This is a genomic window from Catellatospora sp. TT07R-123, assembly GCF_018327705.1.
GTDB lineage: Bacteria > Actinomycetota > Actinomycetes > Mycobacteriales > Micromonosporaceae > Catellatospora.
Genome location: NZ_BNEM01000001.1, coordinates 4,471,027 through 4,488,433, shown reverse-complemented (window position 1 = coordinate 4,488,433; position 17,407 = coordinate 4,471,027). Strand labels below are relative to the sequence as shown.

At 72.5% G+C, this 17,407-nt stretch carries 17 protein-coding genes and 1 tRNA gene; 11 read left to right on the top strand and 7 right to left on the bottom strand.

Annotation, left to right across the window (positions count from 1 at the left end):
• Nucleotides 1-141 precede the first annotated feature (141 nt).
• Nucleotides 142-837 (top strand): hypothetical protein, encoded by a 696-nt coding sequence (locus tag Cs7R123_RS19445; RefSeq protein WP_212828412.1) that lies wholly within the window; start codon nucleotides 142-144, stop codon nucleotides 835-837.
• A gap of 125 nt (nucleotides 838-962) precedes the next feature.
• Nucleotides 963-2,915, top strand: coding sequence for a cell wall-binding repeat-containing protein (locus tag Cs7R123_RS19440; protein ID WP_212828411.1), 1,953 nt, complete (start codon nucleotides 963-965; stop codon nucleotides 2,913-2,915).
• A gap of 113 nt (nucleotides 2,916-3,028) precedes the next feature.
• Here Cs7R123_RS19440 and Cs7R123_RS19435 read toward each other — a convergent pair whose 3' ends face one another.
• Entirely contained in the window at nucleotides 3,029-3,856 is an 828-nt protein-coding gene (locus Cs7R123_RS19435; protein ID WP_212828410.1) for a carbon-nitrogen hydrolase family protein, read from the bottom strand.
• Nucleotides 3,857-3,953: 97 nt separating this feature from the next.
• Here Cs7R123_RS19435 and Cs7R123_RS19430 point away from each other — a divergent pair, with 97 nt between their 5' ends.
• The gene (locus Cs7R123_RS19430; protein ID WP_212828408.1) at nucleotides 3,954-4,535 is read left to right on the top strand and encodes a GNAT family N-acetyltransferase; all 582 of its coding nucleotides are present in this window, start codon (nucleotides 3,954-3,956) and stop codon (nucleotides 4,533-4,535) included.
• 15 nt (nucleotides 4,536-4,550) lie between these two features.
• Here the strand turns inward: Cs7R123_RS19430 and Cs7R123_RS19425 are convergent.
• A tRNA-Gly gene (locus Cs7R123_RS19425) sits at nucleotides 4,551-4,624 on the bottom strand.
• 72 nt (nucleotides 4,625-4,696) lie between these two features.
• Nucleotides 4,697-5,209, bottom strand: coding sequence for a pyridoxamine 5'-phosphate oxidase (locus Cs7R123_RS19420; protein ID WP_212828406.1), 513 nt, complete (start codon nucleotides 5,207-5,209; stop codon nucleotides 4,697-4,699).
• A gap of 303 nt (nucleotides 5,210-5,512) precedes the next feature.
• Here Cs7R123_RS19420 and dcd point away from each other — a divergent pair, with 303 nt between their 5' ends.
• Nucleotides 5,513-6,097, top strand: a complete 585-nt coding sequence (dcd, locus tag Cs7R123_RS19415; RefSeq protein ID WP_212828405.1) for a dCTP deaminase — start codon at nucleotides 5,513-5,515, stop codon at nucleotides 6,095-6,097.
• A gap of 170 nt (nucleotides 6,098-6,267) precedes the next feature.
• The gene (locus Cs7R123_RS19410; RefSeq protein ID WP_212828403.1) at nucleotides 6,268-7,389 is read left to right on the top strand and encodes a PP2C family protein-serine/threonine phosphatase; all 1,122 of its coding nucleotides are present in this window, start codon (nucleotides 6,268-6,270) and stop codon (nucleotides 7,387-7,389) included.
• A gap of 2 nt (nucleotides 7,390-7,391) precedes the next feature.
• On the opposite strand, the gene Cs7R123_RS19405 is transcribed toward Cs7R123_RS19410, so the two are convergent.
• Complete coding sequence (locus tag Cs7R123_RS19405; RefSeq protein WP_212828401.1) at nucleotides 7,392-7,535, bottom strand: hypothetical protein; 144 nt, start codon at nucleotides 7,533-7,535, stop codon at nucleotides 7,392-7,394.
• A gap of 259 nt (nucleotides 7,536-7,794) precedes the next feature.
• Here Cs7R123_RS19405 and Cs7R123_RS19400 point away from each other — a divergent pair, with 259 nt between their 5' ends.
• A complete protein-coding gene (locus Cs7R123_RS19400) occupies nucleotides 7,795-9,633 on the top strand; it encodes an acyl-CoA dehydrogenase (RefSeq protein WP_212828399.1) in 1,839 nt (612 codons plus the stop codon).
• Between the two features lie 151 nt (nucleotides 9,634-9,784).
• Complete coding sequence (locus Cs7R123_RS19395; protein WP_212829278.1) at nucleotides 9,785-10,306, top strand: histidine phosphatase family protein; 522 nt, start codon at nucleotides 9,785-9,787, stop codon at nucleotides 10,304-10,306.
• Between the two features lie 24 nt (nucleotides 10,307-10,330).
• On the opposite strand, the gene Cs7R123_RS19390 is transcribed toward Cs7R123_RS19395, so the two are convergent.
• On the bottom strand, nucleotides 10,331-11,014 hold the full coding sequence (locus Cs7R123_RS19390) for a hemolysin III family protein (protein ID WP_212828395.1): 684 nt from the start codon (nucleotides 11,012-11,014) through the stop codon (nucleotides 10,331-10,333).
• 100 nt (nucleotides 11,015-11,114) lie between these two features.
• Between Cs7R123_RS19390 and Cs7R123_RS19385 the strand changes: the two genes are divergently transcribed.
• The 4 genes from Cs7R123_RS19385 to Cs7R123_RS19370 are packed head-to-tail and all read left to right on the top strand — an operon-like array spanning nucleotide 11,115 to nucleotide 14,068.
• The gene (locus Cs7R123_RS19385; protein ID WP_212828388.1) at nucleotides 11,115-11,921 is read left to right on the top strand and encodes a pentapeptide repeat-containing protein; all 807 of its coding nucleotides are present in this window, start codon (nucleotides 11,115-11,117) and stop codon (nucleotides 11,919-11,921) included.
• A 12-nt stretch (nucleotides 11,922-11,933) separates the two neighbouring features.
• Nucleotides 11,934-12,512 (top strand): allophanate hydrolase subunit 1, encoded by a 579-nt coding sequence (locus Cs7R123_RS19380; protein WP_212828386.1) that lies wholly within the window; start codon nucleotides 11,934-11,936, stop codon nucleotides 12,510-12,512.
• Entirely contained in the window at nucleotides 12,505-13,350 is an 846-nt protein-coding gene (locus Cs7R123_RS19375) for a biotin-dependent carboxyltransferase family protein (protein WP_212828384.1), read from the top strand. The genes Cs7R123_RS19380 and Cs7R123_RS19375 overlap by 8 nt, the downstream gene beginning before the upstream one ends.
• Nucleotides 13,334-14,068 (top strand): LamB/YcsF family protein, encoded by a 735-nt coding sequence (locus tag Cs7R123_RS19370; protein WP_212828382.1) that lies wholly within the window; start codon nucleotides 13,334-13,336, stop codon nucleotides 14,066-14,068. The genes Cs7R123_RS19375 and Cs7R123_RS19370 overlap by 17 nt, the downstream gene beginning before the upstream one ends.
• 25 nt (nucleotides 14,069-14,093) lie before the next feature.
• Here the strand turns inward: Cs7R123_RS19370 and Cs7R123_RS19365 are convergent, their stop codons facing one another.
• On the bottom strand, nucleotides 14,094-15,914 hold the full coding sequence (locus Cs7R123_RS19365) for an NHL domain-containing thioredoxin family protein (protein WP_212828380.1): 1,821 nt from the start codon (nucleotides 15,912-15,914) through the stop codon (nucleotides 14,094-14,096).
• Between the two features lie 133 nt (nucleotides 15,915-16,047).
• Nucleotides 16,048-17,331, bottom strand: a complete 1,284-nt coding sequence (locus Cs7R123_RS19360) for an MFS transporter (protein WP_212828378.1) — start codon at nucleotides 17,329-17,331, stop codon at nucleotides 16,048-16,050.
• Nucleotides 17,332-17,407: the final 76 nt, after the last annotated feature.

Sequence of the window (17,407 nt, the reverse complement as noted above, 5' to 3'; positions counted from 1 at the left end):
CGCACCGCCGAAGTCGTGCAGCGCCAGGCGGGTCCCATCCGGGGCGATCAGGTCGAACACGCGCGCATCGGTCAGGGACCGGCACGCTAGCATCCGGTACGGGTCAGCGGGGGTTGCTCTGACCTCGTACGATGCCACGCTGTGTCCCTCACCCGCCTGCGCTGGCTGTATGCGCTGCTCCTGCTCACGACGTCCGCCTTCGCGCTGCTGTCCTGGCTGACCGGCGGAGACCTGCTGGTCGAGTTCGCCACCCGCGCGCTGACGCTGGTGCTGAGCCTGGTGCTGATCGGGGCCGCACTTATCAGACCCAACGGCCGGGCCAGGCGCTTCGCCGTGACCGGCACCGCCTTCCGGACCTACGGCCGTTCGGTGTACCTCACGCTGCTCGGGGTCCTCGCGATGCAGTACAACACGGCCGTCGTTCGGGTCGGCGACACCTCGGTGTTCGCCACGACGAGCCTGGGGGTGGCCGTGCTGGTGGCGGTCGTGCTCGGCCTGGCGCTGTGGCGGCCGTACCGGCTGGATCTCGGTCCGGAAGGGATCCGCGTCGGCGGCGCCGTGGGGCACGGCAGGGTGATCCCGTGGGCGTTGCTGCAACCCGGCCTGCCGGCGCGGCCGGGGGAGCGCGGCTGGACCCTGCCGCTGGCGTACACCCACCCGGACGCGCTGCCGCCGAACCTGCGCCGCCTGCGTGCGCTGCCGCTGGGCTGGGCCGTACACCCGCACCTGCTCGCCGACGCGATCCGCTGGTACACCGAGCACCCCGAGCACCGGGCCGCCATCGGCACCCAGGCCGAACACGACCGGCTCGTCGCCGCGCTGGCCGCCAGGGCCTGAGCCGCACCGCCCGCCCCATCTGTCCCGCTGGTATATGTGCAGGTCAGTGGCGGTATCGAGGTGCCGCGGATCGCTTACACTCGGCATCCGCACCGAAAGATCTACACATTCTCAAAGGCACCTTCGTGAACCTTCCCCACCGGCGGCCGCTGGCCGCCGCCGCGATGGCGGCCGCCCTCCTCGGCACCGTCTTCGCCGCCCCCGCCGACGCGAGCCACCCGAGCGCGTCCGGCACCTCCAGCACCCTGACCGCGGTCGACGGCGGCCGCATCCTGCTGGCCGACGGCACCAGCCTCGCGGCGCCGCAGTGGTGCTTCGACGGCTACTGCTACGAGGACGAGCCGCTGACCGTCAGCGACCTCCAGTGGTCGGCCGACGGCAGCCGGGCCGCCTTCGCCGACCAGCGCGGCCGCATCGTGACCGTGCGCTACGACGACCCCCAGGGTGCGACGCCCGTGGTGGACTCGGTGAGCGGCCACTACACCGACCCGACGTTCGTCGGCGACGGCGGCACGCTCGTGTACTCGGACGGGACCGTCCTCTACCGCCGGGGATACGACGTGATCCTCGGCTCCCGGCGAGAGACGATCTCGCCGGCGGAGGACTGGCAGACCGGCGGGACCTACTTCACCGACCCCGACGGCGGCCCCGACGGGCGCGTCGCGGTGCAGCGGCAGCCGGCCAAGGGCGGCGCCGGCCCGCAGGTGTGGCTCTGGGACGGCTCAGGCAGCACCGAGGCCGACTACCGCAAGCTCGCCGACGGCGCCAACCCGGCGTTCTCACCCGACGGCACCCGGGTGGCCTACGTGTCCGGCGGCCACATCTGGACCGTCAAGACCGACGGCACCGGCGCGGTCCGGATCGACACCGACGCGACCGCCGCCTACGACGACCCGACCTGGTCCGGCGACGGCGCCACGATCGCGTTCCGGGACACCGCGAGCGGCAGGGTGCGCACGGTCGCGGCGGCCGGTGGCGCGTCCGCGCCGACCGCGCTGACCGGAATCCCGGCGTACCGGTCGCAGCAGCGGGGCACGGTCGCCCGGCTCACCGGCCGGAACCGGTTCGAGACGGCCACCGCCGTCGCCCAGTCGTACTGGGCGACCGCCGGGGCCGCCGGAGACCGCCGCCGCCCGGCCAAGGCGGTCGTGTTGGGACGCTCCGACGACTTCGCCGACTCCCTCGGCGGCTCGGCGCTCGCCGCCGCCAAGCAGGGCCCGCTGCTGCTGACCCCGCCCACCTCGCTCAACCCGGCGACCGCGACGGAGATCAAGCGGGTGCTGGGCGCGAACACCACCGCGACCGTGTACCTGCTGGGCAGCACCGGCGCCCTGTCGGCGCAGGTCGAGGCCGCGATCCGCGCGTTCGGCTACCGCATCGTCCGGCTCGCCGGCACCGACCGGTACGACACCGCCGTGAAGATCGCCGACGCGATCGACCCGACGCCGGACATCATCATGGCCGCGACCGGCCGGAACTTCCCGGACGGCCTGGCGGCCGGAGCGGCGGCCGGTTCGCTCGACGTGCCGGGCGGCACCCTGTCCGCGGTCGTCGTGCTGACCAACGACACCGCCCTGCCCGCCGCGACCAAGAAGTACCTCGACACGCACCCGGCCGAACGCCTCGGCATCGGCGTGCAGGCGGTCCGGGCGCTCAGCGCCGGGGCATACCAGCCGTGGCCGTTCCAGGGCACCGACCGGTACCACACCGCCAGCATGGTGGCCTCGGCCTTCTTCGGCCACGGCCCGCGGTACGTCGGCCTCGCGACCGGCACCAACTGGCCGGACGCGCTGGCCGGCGGAGCGCTGATGGGAGCTGTCGGCGGTCCGCTGCTGCTCACGCCGGGCACCGCGAGCGCCGTCAACCGGATGCCGGCCGCGTTCCTGTCGGGACACAGCCCGGCGATCACGACCGGGCTCGTCTTCGGCGGCGTGGTCGCCGAGGCGCAGCTGAAGCAGTTCGGCACGCTGATCAGCGGCCCGGCCGGGTCGACGGCGGTCGGCTCGATCCAGGTGACCGCCGCGCCCGCGCCGCCGGCCAACAAGCAGGAACTGCTCGCGGCGCTGTCCGCCCGCTGAGGCGTACGCACCGAACGCCGACGGGCCTGGCCGGAGCACCCGGTCGGGCCCGTCCCGGCATCCGCGCGCTGATCAGTAGCGCGCCAGCGCGCGGATGCCAGGCAACGACTCGGCTATATGCACGTCCGGTCGGCGCTGCGGGGGTCTTCGACGCGGCGGCTGCGGTAGATGTCGCCCTGGGCGGCCGCGGCGCGCCAGGGACGGGCGAGATCGAGTGCCATGTGGAACTCGGGAGCGCCTCGGTCCAGGGTCACGACCGCGAGCTCTGTCGCGGCGTCGGCGGAGGCCAGGTGGCTGCCGTCCGGGCCGATGACCGCCGAGGACATCAGGTCGGCGCTCTGCGCCGGGACTGAGAGGCTGAGCCAGTAGCTGTTGATCGCGGCGTGCGCCTGGGCCTTGAGGAAGAAGACCCTGTCGACGGGCCAGGCCGACAGCAGCAGGCAGTCCACGCCGAGGTGCTCGTACTCGGCGAACAGCTGCGGGAAGTTGACCTCGACGCAGATGGCGCAGCCGAACCGGTAGCCGTCGACGTCGAACACCACCGGTGCGAAACCGGGGCTGTAGAAGCCGGTGATCTCGGTGTTCGAGCAGAAGCGCTTGTCGTAGCGGTCGACGAGCCGGCCCTGGTCGGAGATCACATAGAGGCTGTTGTGCGGGCGGTGCGGCGGTGTCAGCGGGTGCGCCGAGCCCAGCACGACCCACATCCCGAGTTCGGCGGCCAGCTCGGCTACCCCGCGGAGTTCGTCACGGACAGCGGTCCAGTCGACGTCGCTCCAGTCGGCGATCTGCTCCTTGGCATACCCCGACAGGAATCCCTCGGGGAACTGGATGAGCCGGACGTCCGCCGCGGCGGCGTGCCGCATCAGCTCCCGGGCCTTGCGACCGTTCTCGCGTGCGTCGGCGCTCCCGGCCGGCTGGGTGGTGGCGATCCGCAGCGTCATCGCCGCATTCTTCCACCGGCTCGGTCGGCGCGGGGTCCTCCGCGTCCGCGCGATCGACCATCCCGCTCGACATAGGACCGTCTGTTAGCGTGCGCGGATGGAAGCCCTGGAAATCGCGGCCTGGCCGCCTGAGCCGATCAGGACCGAGCGGCTTGTGCTCCGTGAGTCCGAGGCGCGGGACCGTGCGGCGTTCATCGAGCTGCTCGCCTCGCCGGAGGTGAACGCCTATCTCGGCGGCCCCCGTCCGCGTGACGTGCTTGAGCGCGAGCTGCCCGAGGTGCCTGAGCGCTGGCCCGGGAGCTTCGTCGTCGACCTCGACGGGGCGATGATCGGCCAGATCCTGCTCAGGAGGGCGACGAAGCACCGCCCGGCCGCCGTGGGGAAGGCCGATCTCGGCTATCTGTTCCTGCCGCGGGCGTGGGGATCCGGGTACGCCACCGAGGCGTGCTCGGCGGCGCTGGGCTGGTTCGACGGCGTGCTTCCCGGCGAGCCGGTGGTGCTCGCCACCCAGACCGCCAACACCGGTTCGATGCGCCTCGCGGCGAAGCTGGGATTCATCGAGGTGGAACGGTTCGAGGCCTGGGGCGCCGACCAGTGGCTCGGTATGCGCCCGCCGGCACGCCGTCCCGTTGAGTCTGCGCCGCAAAACCAAAGGCCCCGGTCGGGATCAACGTCCTGACCAGGGCCTTCGTTGTGGAGCGGGTGAAGGGAATCGAACCCTCACTGTCAGCTTGGGAAGCTGATGTTCTGCCATTGAACTACACCCGCAAGCGGCCCCTACTGTACCTGACGTCACGGCCGTAACGCACGCAGGTAAGCGCCGCGGGTCGATGTCGGCGTTCAGGCCGCCAGTAATTGCAGGTAGGGCCGGTGTCCCCGGCGGTCGGCGGCGGGCACGGGCTCGGGTGGCGCCGCGCGGCGGTCGCGCCACAGCACCGGCAGGGTGTCCTCCTCGTGGCGGTGCAGCAGGGCGGTCTCGATGGCGAACTCGTACAGCCGCCAGTCGGCCAGAGGTGCGGCCCGGTGCGTGCGCGCGAGGTGGTCCACGGTGACGGGGCTCGTCACGGGGTGGGCGCGGCCGGTGAGGCAGGCCTCGACCTCGCTGTCCTCGGCCGGGAACGCGTGCAGCGCGTAGCGGCCGTCGCGGTCGAGGTCGCGGCGCTTGGGCGTGTCGAGGATGAAGCAGTAGAGCCCCTCGTCGGTGACGATCGGGGACACCGGGTGCAGGCGCGGACCGCCGTCCGCACGCACGGTCGCCAGGTAGCCCATGCCGGGCCCGTACTGGTGCAGCAGGGCGCGGATCGACTCGGCCAGCCACGGTGTGGCGGCGGCGAACTCGGACCAGGTAGCCATGTCGGGGACTTTATCGAACAAATGTTCGAGAGCGCTATCGAGACACGCCCGCCGTCCCCGATCGGGTGGTTTGCGGGGATACGGTGATCGCGACTTCGGGACGCAAGGCTCACTCCAGCATGGGGGTATGACCGAAAACGGTGATCTTGCTGCCCGCAGCGCAGGCCCCGGACCCCACGTTCGGGAGCCCGGGGCCGTGTGCCCAGGGGTTGGACAGATAGGTGATACCCAGGGCGGCGAGGTCTAAACCACCCAGATGACCTGCGGGTCGCGACAAGATGCGCTGGCACTAGGCTGGCGGTCGTGCTGCTTTCGGACCGCGACCTGGTAGCGGAGATCAAGTCGGGCCAGCTCCAGCTCGATCCGTTCGAGCCGAGCCTCGTCCAGCCGTCGAGCATCGACGTCCGGCTGGACGGACTGTTCCGGGTCTTCAACAACCACCTGTACACGCACATCGACCCGGCCGAGCGCCAGGACGACCTGACCGCCATGGTCGAGGTGCGCGACGGGGAGCCGTTCGTGCTGCACCCGGGCGAGTTCGTGCTCGCCTCGACGCTGGAGGTCGTGACCCTGGGCAACCAGCTCGCGGCCCGGCTGGAGGGCAAGTCGAGCCTGGGCCGGCTCGGCCTGCTGACGCACTCGACCGCGGGCTTCATCGACCCGGGCTTCTCCGGTCACGTGACCCTGGAGCTGTCCAACGTGGCCACGCTGCCGATCCGGCTGTGGCCGGGTATGAAGATCGGCCAGTTGTGCGTGCTGCGCCTGTCGTCGGAGGCTGAGCACCCGTACGGTTCGAGCGTCAACGGCTCGCGCTATCAGGGCCAGCGCGGCCCGACCGCGTCGCGCTCGTACCTGAACTGGCGGACCTGGCCGACCGCCGCCGAGTAGGCGTTCCGGCAAAACGTCATTAATCCGGGCGTATCTTCGCCCGCGCTGAACGCTGCGCTGCTCGTGACGCGTCGCCTTACTCGACTATGTCCCTTTGAAAAGCTGTCCGTCCGGACAGAATGTGATCCACCGAGGGGACAATCTGAGCGTTGGCGTCAAGTTGATCAGGCATGCTGGTTGCCGTACGCATACCAGTTGCCCTGTCGGGCGGACGCCCGCTCAGTCCCGGTTTCCGCGCCGGTCTCGGCGCGGCCTTCGTGCTGCTCGTGTTGATCAGCGCCGTGGAGCTCGCCGACGGCAGGCCCGCCCGGTACGTCGGCCTGATGGCGACGGTCCCCTTCCTGGCCGCGGTGTTCGCGCCCTGGCAGGCGGTGCTGTTCGCGGGCGGGGTGGCCACCGCGGCCGGCACGGTGTTCGCGTTCTTCAGCGGCCTGGGCGACGTCTCGTCGTTCATCAACGTGATCGGGGTCGGCCTGGCCAGCGGCATCGCCGCGGTGGTGGCGATGGTGCGCCAGCGGCAGGCCGAGCGCATCGCCGAGCTGGCCAAACTCGCGACCATCGCCCAGCAGGCGGTGCTGCGCACGCTCGGCCCGAAGGTCGGCACGCTGTCGGTGGCGGGCCGCTATATCTCCGCGACCGCCGCCGCCGACATCGGCGGCGACCTCTACGAAGCCCTGGACACGCCGTACGGCGTCCGCATGATCATCGGGGACGTGCGCGGGAAGGGCCTGGACGCGGTACGCACGGCGAGCATCGTGCTCGGCTCGTACCGTCATGTGGCCTATGAGCGCGCGGACCTGCGCGCGATCGTCGCGGACCTGGACCGGGCGGTCGCCCGCAGCGTCGGCGACGAGGACTTCGTGACGGCGTGCCTGGTCGAGGAGCGGGGCGGCACGCTGACCATCGTCAACTGCGGCCACCCGGCGCCGATCCTCATCCGCCGGGGCGAGGTCATCACCCTGGACCCGCCCGCACCGGCGCCGCCGCTGGGCTTCATGCCGGTGGTGCGCAGCCGGGTGGAGCGCCTGGAGCCGGGCGACCGGCTCCTGATGCTCACCGACGGGCTGGCCGAGGCGCGCCGTGACGGGGAGTTCTTCCCGATCACCGACCGCGCCTGGAAACTGCTGGGCCACGGCACCGTCTCCGACGGGCTCGCGTCGGTCGAGTCGGCGCTGATGGAGTGGGTGCAGGACCGGCTCGACGACGACATCGCCCTGATCCTGATGGAGTACACGGGGCCGATGCAGGCCCCGGCGCCCGTGCCCAGCTGGGAGCTGGGCGCCGCCAACTGAGGTCAGGCCGCGGTGGTCGAGCGCGACCGCCGGAACGAGACCGAGATCTGGGGCAGCGGGAACGGCTGTCCGACGGCGCGGTGGCGTCCGACGTAGCGAACGGGGTAACGCGGCTCGAACAGCATCTGGTGCAGCTTCTCGATCATGGTGACTCCCCTGGTCCGGCAGGCGGGGGCGCCCGCGTCACCCGGATGAACGACCCCGGAGGGGAACCGGTGACGAGCCACGGCGTGGCGGCTTGCATATGTCCGTTTTGGCACTCTATGTACATCGCTCTCCCGGGCGACCCCGCCGAGATTTCACGCAGATGTGACGTGACAAGCGCACGATTCGGCTTGCCGGTTGTTACCGACGAGTAATAGAGTCGGCTTACTGGTCGGTAACGAATGCGGTGAGGGCGGACGGATGAGCCACTACCAGAGCAACCTGCGGGATCTCGAGTTCAACCTGTTCGAGGTGTTCGCCACCCCCTTCGGTGAGGGGCCGTTCGCGGACGTGGACGCGGACACGGCCCGCAGCGTGCTGAGCGAGATCGACCGCATGGCGCGCGTCGACCTGGCCGCCAGCTACGCCGATGCCGACCGCAACCCGCCGGTGTACGACCCGGCCACGTTCACGGTCAAGATGCCCGAGAGCTTCAAGCGCTCCTTCAAGACCTGGATGGACGCGGAGTTCTGGCGCCTGGACATGCCGGGCGACCTCGGCGGCAGCAACGCCCCGCGTACGCTGACCTGGGCCTTCGCGGAGCTGGTGCTCGGCTCGAACGCGCCCGTCTGGATGTTCGGCTCCGGCCCGTCCTTCGCGCACGTGCTGTTCGTTGAGGGCACCGAGGAGCAGAAGGAGTGGGCCAAGCTCTTCGTCGACAAGAAGTGGGGCTCCACGATGGTGCTGACCGAGCCCGACGCGGGCTCGGACGTCGGCGCCGGCCGCACCAAGGCGGTCAGGCAGGAGGACGGCTCCTGGCACATCGAGGGCGTGAAGCGCTTCATCACCTCGGGCGAGCACGACATGTCCGAGAACATCATCCACTACGTGCTGGCGCGGCCCGAGGGCCACGCGCTCGGCACGAAGGGCCTCTCGCTGTTCGTGGTGCCGAAGTTCCACTTCGACGCGCAGACCGGTGAGCTGGGCGAGCGCAACGGCGTCTTCGTCACCAACGTCGAGCACAAGATGGGCATCAAGGTCTCCACCACCTGCGAGACCACCTTCGGCGGGCACGGCGTCCCGGCCAAGGGCTGGCTCGTCGGCGAGGTGCACGAGGGCATCCGGCAGATGTTCCTCATCATCGAGAACGCCCGCATGATGGTCGGCACCAAGGCGATCGCCACCCTGTCGACCGGCTACCTGAACGCGCTTTCGTACGCCAAGGAGCGGGTGCAGGGCGCCGACCTGCTGCAGATGACCGACAAGAGCGCGCCGCGGGTCACCATCTCGCACCACCCGGACGTGCGCCGCTCGCTGCTGCTGCAGAAGTCGTACGCCGAGGGCCTGCGCGCGCTGGTCGCCTACACCGCGTACTGGCAGGACCGGGTCAAGCTGGCCGAGTTCGCCGGGGACGAGAAGGCCGCCGGGCGCGCCGCGAAGATCAACGACCTGCTGCTGCCGCTGGTCAAGGGCTGCGGTTCGGAGCGGGCGTTCGAGATCCTGGGCAGCGAGGCGCTGCAGACCTTCGGCGGCTCCGGCTTCCTGCAGGACTACCCGCTGGAGCAGTACGTCCGCGACTCGAAGATCGACTCCCTGTACGAGGGCACCACCGCGATCCAGAGCCTCGACCTGGTCTTCCGTAAGATCGTGCGGGACAACGGCCGCTCGCTGATGGCCGTCGCCGGGGAGATCCAGGAGTTCCTCACCAACGAGGCCGGCAACGGCCAGCTCAAGGAGGAGCGCGCCGCCCTGGCCGCCGCCCTCGGCGACGTGCAGGCCATGCTCGGCACCTTCACCGGCTGGCTGGCCGAGTCGCAGACCGAGGACCCCCGCTCGCTGTACAAGGTCGGCCTGCACTCCCGCCGCCTGCTGCTGGCCCTGGGCGACCTGGTCGTCGGCTGGCTGCTGCTGCGCCGCGCCGACGTGGCGCTGGCGGCCCTGTCCGCCGAGCCGAACGCCGCCGACACCGCGTTCTACAGCGGCGTCGTGGCCACCGCGCGGTTCTTCTCCCGCGAGGTGCTGCCGCGGCTGGGCTCCGACCGTCGCATCGTCGAGCTGGCCACGCTCGACGCGATGGACCTGGACGAGGCCGCTTTCTGACCTGCGACCCATCCCGCAAAGCGCGGGCGGTGCCCTGAGCGCCGCCCGCGCTTCCCCCGTTCAGAGGGTGGTCGCCGGTGCGCCGACCTGGGATCGCCCGGGTTGGGATGCGCGACGGCGCCGTGTACGGCAAGCTGGGCACATGGCTCCGCTGTCCGGCGCCGATGAGCGCCCGCGCACCCTGCTGCTGCTGCGCCATGCCAAGGCCGACCGGCCGGTCGGGTTGCCCGACCCGGACCGGCCGCTGACCGACCGGGGGCACGCCGACGCGGCCGCCGCAGGCGCCTGGCTGGTGCACCAGGGCTACGTGCCCGATCTGGTCGTCTGCTCCCCGGCCCGCCGCACCCGCCAGACCTGGCACGGCGTCGCCGTCGCCCTGTCCGGGGCGGGCTCGCCGACGGTCCACTACGAGCGGCCGATCTACGAGGGCTCGGCCGACGACCTGCTCGACGTCCTGCGGGCGGTGCCGCCCGAGCACCGGACCGTCCTGCTGATCGGCCACAATCCGTCGATCTCGCAGCTGTCGGCCCTGCTCGACGCGGGCGGGGGCGAGGTCGATTCCGACGGCCTGCGCACCTGCGGCATCGCCGTACACGCCGTCGAGAACGACTGGGCCGCCCTCGACACGGCCAAGCTCACCGCCGCCCACACTCCCCGCGCCGACGCCTCCTGACCCCGCGCCGCGCGGGGCGGGTGGTCAGGCGAAGAGGGCGAAGTAGATGGCGATGTGGTGGCAGATGGCGGCCACCAGCGTGCAGGCGTGGAAGAACTCGTGGTGGCCGAAGACCTCGGGCCACGGGTTCGGCCGCCGCAGCGCGTAGAAGACCGCGCCGACGCTGTACGCCGCCCCGCCGACCAGCAGCAGCACCAGGGCCGTGACGCCGCCCCGGTGCAGGATGTCGGGCAGGACCGCGACCGCCACCCAGCCCAGCGCCAGGTAGAGCGGTGCGGAGACCCAGCGCGGGGCGTGCGGCCAGATCAGCGACACCACCGCGCCGCCGATCGCGCCGCCCCAGACCAGCGCGAGCAGCAGCAGGGCCTTGCCGTGGTCGAGCAGCAGCACGCAGAACGGCGTGTACGTGCCGGCGATGAATATGAAGATCATCGCGTGGTCGAGGCGGCGCATGGTCTGGTAGCCGCGCTCGCTCCAGACCCGGCGGTGGTAGAGGCCGCTGATCCCGAACAGCCCGCACACGGTCAGGCTGTAGACCGCGACGCTGGCGACCGGCGCGGCCCCGGGCCGGAAGGCGGCGATGCTGACGAGGACGATGCCGCAGACCAGGGCGACGAAGAAGGCGTACGCGTGCAGCCAGCCGCGCATGCGGGGCTTGCCGATGTCGACGGGGCGCAGGCGGGTGGCGCGTTCGGCGGTGCCGGTCATACCCCCCAGGCTACGACACCGTAGGTTACTTCTCAGTAGGTTAAGGCGTGAAGTCGGCTACACCTAGACTTGACGCGCTGCTGAACAGGGAGGGATCCGGATGGAGCGGACGAGGCTGCGCGCCGACTGTACGAACTGCTTCGGCCTGTGCTGCGTGGCGCTGCCGTTCACCGCCTCGTCCGACTTCGCCGTCACCAAGGACGCCGGGCAGCCCTGCACGAACCTCGGTGCCGACTTCCGCTGCGGCATCCACGCCCGCCTGCGCGACCGCGGCTACACCGGCTGCACCGTGTACGACTGCTTCGGCGCGGGGCAGCAGACCTCGCAGGTGACCTTCGGCGGCCGCAGCTGGCGCGACGACCCCGCCACCGCCGCACCCATGTACGCCGCCTTCCCGGTCCAGCGCCAGCTGCACGAGCTGCTCTGGTACCTCGCCGACGCGCAGGACCTGGCCGCCGCCGCCCCGCTGCGCGCCGAGCTCGCGCGGGCGTACGCCGAGACCGAGCAGCTGACCCTGGGCAGCCCCGGGGAACTGGCCGCGCTCGATGTCGCCGAGCACCGGGCGAGGGTCAACACGCTGCTGGTCCGGGCCGGGGAGCTGGCCCGCGCCGCCGTACGCCCGAAGCCGAAGGACCGCCGCGGCGCCGACCTGATCGGCGCCCGCCTGCGCAACGCGGACCTGCGCGGGGCCAACCTGCGCGGTGCGTACCTCATCGGCGCGGACCTGCGCGGCGCGGACCTGCGGCTGGCCGAGCTGATCGGCGCGGACCTGCGCGGGGCGGACCTGCGGGGCGCCGATCTCAGCGAGGCGATCTACCTGACCCAGTTCCAGATCAACGCCGCCCGGGGCGACCGGACCACCCGGCTGCCCGCCGTGCTCGCCCGCCCGGGGCACTGGGCGGGCTGAAACAATGGCGCGGTGCGCGTCAGACAGTACGGATGGGACGGTCTGCTGCTGGAGGTCGACGACCCGGCGGGCTGGTTCCGGCTGCTGAGCGACGCCCGCGAGCGCGGCGAGCTCGTCTGCGAGGAGCTGGTGCCCGGCGCCGCCACGGTGCTGCTGCGCGGCGTCACCCGGCGCCCGGACTGGAGCGGCTGGACGGTCCGGACCCGCGCCGCCGCCCCCGCCGGGCAGGTCGAGATCCCGGTGCACTGGGACGGCCCCGACCTCGACGACGTGGCCCGGCGCTGGGACGGCGACCCCGCGCGGGTGCTGCGCGGCGTCGAGTTCACCGTGGCGTTCTGCGGGTTCGCCCCGGGGTTCGGCTACCTCACCGGGCTGCCCGAGCCGCTGCGGCTGCCCCGGCTCGACTCGCCCCGCACCCGGGTCCCCGCCGGGTCGGTGGCGCTCGCGGGGCCGTACGCGGGGGTGTATCCGCGCAGCTCCCCGGGCGGATGGCGGCTGGTCGGGCATACCCGGCTGACCCTGTTCGACCCGGACCGGCAGCCGCCCGCGCTGCTGGCGCCCGGCATGACGGTCAGATTCGTCGATGCTTGAGGTCCTGTCGCCCGGCCCGCTGGCCACCGTCCAGGACCTGGGCCGCACCGGGTACGCCGAGCTGGGCGTGCCGCGCGCCGGAGCTCTCGACGGCGACGCGCTGCGGCTGGGCAACCGGCTCGTCGGCAACCCGGCCGGGGCGGCCGGGATCGAGTTCACCTACGGCACGGCCCGGCTGCGGGCGCGCACGACGCTGTGGTGCGCGCTCACCGGCGCGCCCGGCCCCGCCACCGCCGGCGGGCGGCCCGCGCCGTACGGGATCGGCTTCGCGCTGCCCGCCGGGGCCGAACTGGTGCTCGGCGCACCCGTCGCGGGCATCCGCGGCTACCTCGCCGTCGCCGGCGGGGTCGCGGTCACGCCGGTGCTCGGCTCGCGCAGCACCGACACCCTGGCCGGGCTCGGGCCGCCGCCGCTGCGCGCCGGAGACGTGCTGCCGGTCGGCGCCCCGGCCGGGCCGCCCGGGGCGGTCGACTTCACCCCGGTGTCGGCGCCAGGGGCGCACCTGCGGCTGCGGGTGCGGTTCGGGCCGCGCGACGACTGGTTCACCGCGCCCAGGGAACTGCTCGGGCGGGCGTACACGGTGGGGGAGGGCGACCGGATCGGCGTACGGCTGCGCGGCCCGGCCCTGGCCCGCGCCCGCACCGGCGAGCTGCCCAGCGAAGGACTGCTCGCGGGCGCGGTGCAGGTGCCCGGCGACGGGCAGCCGCTGGTCTTCCTCGCCGACCACCCCACCACCGGCGGGTACCCCGTCGTCGCGGTCGTCCACCCCGCCGACCTGGGCAGCCTCGCCCAGGCGCGTCCGGGCACTACTGTGACTTTCCATGGATCTCAACGCTGATCTCGGGGAAGGCTTCGGGCGCTGGACCCTCGGCGACGACGAAGCCCTGCTCGACGTCGTGACCAGCGCCAACGTCGCCTGCGGCTTCCACGCCGGGGACGCCGGCACGATGCGGCGCAGCTGCGCGCTCGCCGCCCGCCGCGGGGTCGCCGTCGGCGCCCAGGTCGGCTACCGCGACCTGGCCGGATTCGGTCGCCGCTTCATCGAGTACGACCTGGGCCAGCTCCGCGACGAGCTCGTCTACCAGATCGGGGCGCTGCGGGGGCTGGCCGACGCCGAGGGCGCCCAGGTCCGCTACCTCAAGCCGCACGGGGCGCTCTACCACGCGACCGCGCACGTCGACGCCATCGTCGAGGCCGCCCAGACCACCGGGCTGCCCGTGCTCTGCGCCCCCGGCTCGCCGCTGGCCACCGCCGCCGGGGACGCGCTCGTGCCCACGTACGCGGAGGGTTTCGCGGACCGGGCGTACCGGGCTGACGGGACGCTGCTGCCGCGGGACAAGCCCGGGGCGGTCATCCACGATCAGGAGGAGGTCGTGGCGCGGGCGCTGCTGATGACGGTCGACCAGCGGGTGATCGCGCTGGACGGGACGGTGCTGCCGCACGCGGTCGACTCGATCTGCCTGCACGGGGACACGCCGGGTGCGGTGGTGCTGGCGCGGGCGGTCCGGGCGGCGCTGGAGGACGCCGAGGTCCGACTGACCCCGTTCATCCGCTGACCCCGTCCCGCCCGTCCCGCCCCCGTCAGTCGGCGTCGAGGCCGCGCAGGACCAGCGGGAGCCGGTCGGCGCCCTCGGGGTCGATCACGATCGGCACCCCCCAGTCCTGCCTGGTCAGGTGGCATGCGGCGTGCTCGGCGTCGGCATCGCACGTCGCCGCCTGGGCCACCACCTGGAGCACCCCGCGCTCGACCGCCGGGTTCAGCACCAGCCGTCGGCTCAGCTGCGTGGTGACGCCGCCGCCGTCGAGCAGCAGCTCGGCCGGGGACGCCGACACCTCCAGCCGGGTCGGGTCGCCGAAGCTGTGGTCCAGCTTCTGGCCGGGCGCGGGCGTGAAGATGACGTCGAGGGTGACCTCGCCGGGGGCGAGCAGCGCCGGCGGGCGCTCGACCCGGTGCCGGCCGCCGTCGACGTACGCGGTGACGGTCGGGGCCAGGCGGACCAGCCGGTGGGCCGCGGACTCGACCACCAGCACGTCTCCGGCGGCGGTCACCACGATGTCGCTCGGCTCGGCCAGGTCCCGCTCGACGGTGGACACGGTGCCGTCGGCATACCGGCGCACGGCCCCGTTGTAGGTGTCGGCGATCAGGACCGAGCCGTCGGCCAGCGCGCACACCCCGAGCGGGTGCTGGAGCAGCGCCTCGTCGGCGGGGCCGTCCACGTGGCCGAAGTCGAACAGGCCCTGGCCGACGGCGGTGTGCAGCACGCCGTCCTCGATCCAGCGCAGCGAGCTGGTCTCCGAGTCGGCCAGCCACAGCCGGCGGCCGTCGGGCGACACGGACAGGCCCGAGGGCTGGGCCAGCCACACGTCGGGCAGCGGGCCGTCGCGCAGGGCCTCGACCGTGGTGCCCGCGTACACCCCGACGGTGCGCTTGACCGGATCGAACCACCACAGCGTATGGGTGCCCGCCATCGCGACGATCACCTTGCCGTCGTAGTACGCCACGTCCCAGGGCGAGGAGAGGTCCATCGAGCGGGCGTCGTGGGCGTGGTCGTCCACGCTGGAGCGCCACTGCCGTCCGGTGCCCGCGACGGTGGTGACGCTCCAGTCGGCGAGCTTCACCCCGCGCAGCAGGTGGTTGACGGTGTCGGCGACGACGAGGTCGTACCCGACGAGCTCGGCCACCGGGCCGGGCAGCGCGCAGACGCCCTGCGGCTCGGAGAACGCGGCCCGCTCGGCGGTGCCGTCGGCCCGGCCACGGCTGCCGGAGCCGATGTGCTGGACGACCCGGCCGAGGTCGGCGTCGAGCACGGCCAGGCGGTGCCGGGCCGAGTCGGAGACGAGCACGCGCCCGTCGGGCAGCGGCAGCGCCTTGCCGGGGAAGCGGAGCAGGGTGTCGGCCGGGGGCGGGGGCACGAACGGGCCGTCGCCGCGGTGCAGCGTGCCCTTGGCCTCGTGCTCGGCGATGAGCTGGTCGAGCAGCCGCACCAGGCCCTCGGCGTGGCCCTCGCCGGCCATCGAGGCCACGACGTATCCCTCGGGGTCGACCACGGACAGGGTCGGCCACGCCTTGGCGGCGTAGTGCTGCCAGGTGACCAGCTCGGGGTCGTCGAGCACCGGGTGGTCCACGCCGTAGCGCTCGACGGCGGCGGCCAGCGCCTGCGGGTCGCGCTCGTGCTCGAACTTGGGCGAGTGCACCCCGATGACGACGAGCACGTCGGCGTACTTCTGCTCCAGCGGGCGCAGCTCGTCGAGGACGTGCAGGCAATTTATGCAGCAGAAGGTCCAGAAATCGAGCAAAATGATCTTGCCACGCAGGTCCTTGAGCGTGAGCTCCTTGCCGCCGGTGTTCAGCCAGCCCCGTCCGCGCAGCTCAGGTGCGCGTACCCGCGAGATCGTCGCCATGACCGCAAGCCTAGCCAGCCGCCCTGCGTCGCCGATCTCCCTCCCACCATCTGCCGCAGGCTGCGCTTTCGGGGAAAGTGCTCGAATGCGCGCCCGAACAGGAGCACTTTCCCCGAAACTGCTGTGTCCGCGGTCAGGCGTGGGAGAGGACTGGGGCGGGGGCGGGCGCCGGGGCGGGCAGGCCGTCCTGCTCGGCGGTGATGAGGCCGCGCAGGGTGAACGCGACCGCCGACGCCGCCAGGCAGCCCACCGCGACCAGGACGATCCACACGCCGCCGAGCCCGGCCGCCAGCAGCGGCCCGGCGCTGACCGGCGCGATGACGGCCGAGATGCCCCAGACCATGGACGACAGTGCGTTGTACCGGCCGCGCAGCTCGTCGCTGGCCAGCTCGTTGACCAGCGCCGGGTTGATCGGTGACAGCAGTGTCTCGCCGAGCGCGAAGATGCCGCCGAAAGCGATCACGCCGACGGCGCTCACCACGCTGTCACGCCCGTCGACGTATCCGGCGACGCCGAGCACGAGCCAGGCGGCCGCGAACAGGGCGCCGACGGTCATCAGCGCGCGGGTGCGGCTGCGTCCCTGGAGCATCCGGATGACCAGCAGCTGGGCCAGCACGATCACGATGGTGTTGCAGGTGAAGGAGTATCCGACGATCCGCGTGCTCGCCCCGGCGACCTTGGTGGCGAACCCGGTGAAGCCCACCTCCAGCTGCGCGTACCCGGAGACGGTCAGCAGCACACTGAAGATCATCAGGCGGCGGAACGGGCGGTGGCGCAGCACCTGCGCGTACCCCCCGCTCGCCCTGCGGCCCGCCGCGGGCTCGTCCCTGACCAGCCGCCGCCCTACCTGGGGCATGGTCAGCAGGATCACGAACGGCCCGGCGTAGCAGAGCATGTCGGCCAGGTAGATGAACTGGAACGTGCCGGGCCGGGCGACGTCCACGACGGAGCCGGCCAGCGCCGAGCCGACGCCGATGCCGAGGTTGAGCAGCGCGAACTGGAGACCGAAGACGCGCTGGCGCTCCTGGTCGCTGGTCAGCGTCGTCATGATGGTGTTCTGCCCGGCCCAGATGGTCGCACCGCCGAGGCCGCACACCGTGAGCGCGGCGAACGCCTGCCAGACGGTGCCGACCAGGGCCAGCGAACCGGAACCGAGCGAGGAGAGCGCCAGCGCGGGCAGGACCACCCGGCGGGCGCCGTACCGGTCGATCAGGGCGCCGCCCAGCGGCGACAGCAGCAGGGTGAGCAGTCCGAACCAGCCGATGGCCAGGCCGACGCTGGACCCGGGCAGGTGCCGCACCTCGGTCAGGTAGATGAAGAGGAACGGCAGGGTGAGCCCCCGCCCGAGCGAGGAGAAGAGGGTGCCGACGAGCTGGCGCCGGGCCTCGCGGCGGGCTGGTAGGGCATCGCGCAACATGGCGCCAGTCTCGCCGCCGGGTGCGACGTGGCGCGACCGGAAATCGGGTCCGGTGGTCAGGATCACTGCCCTATTC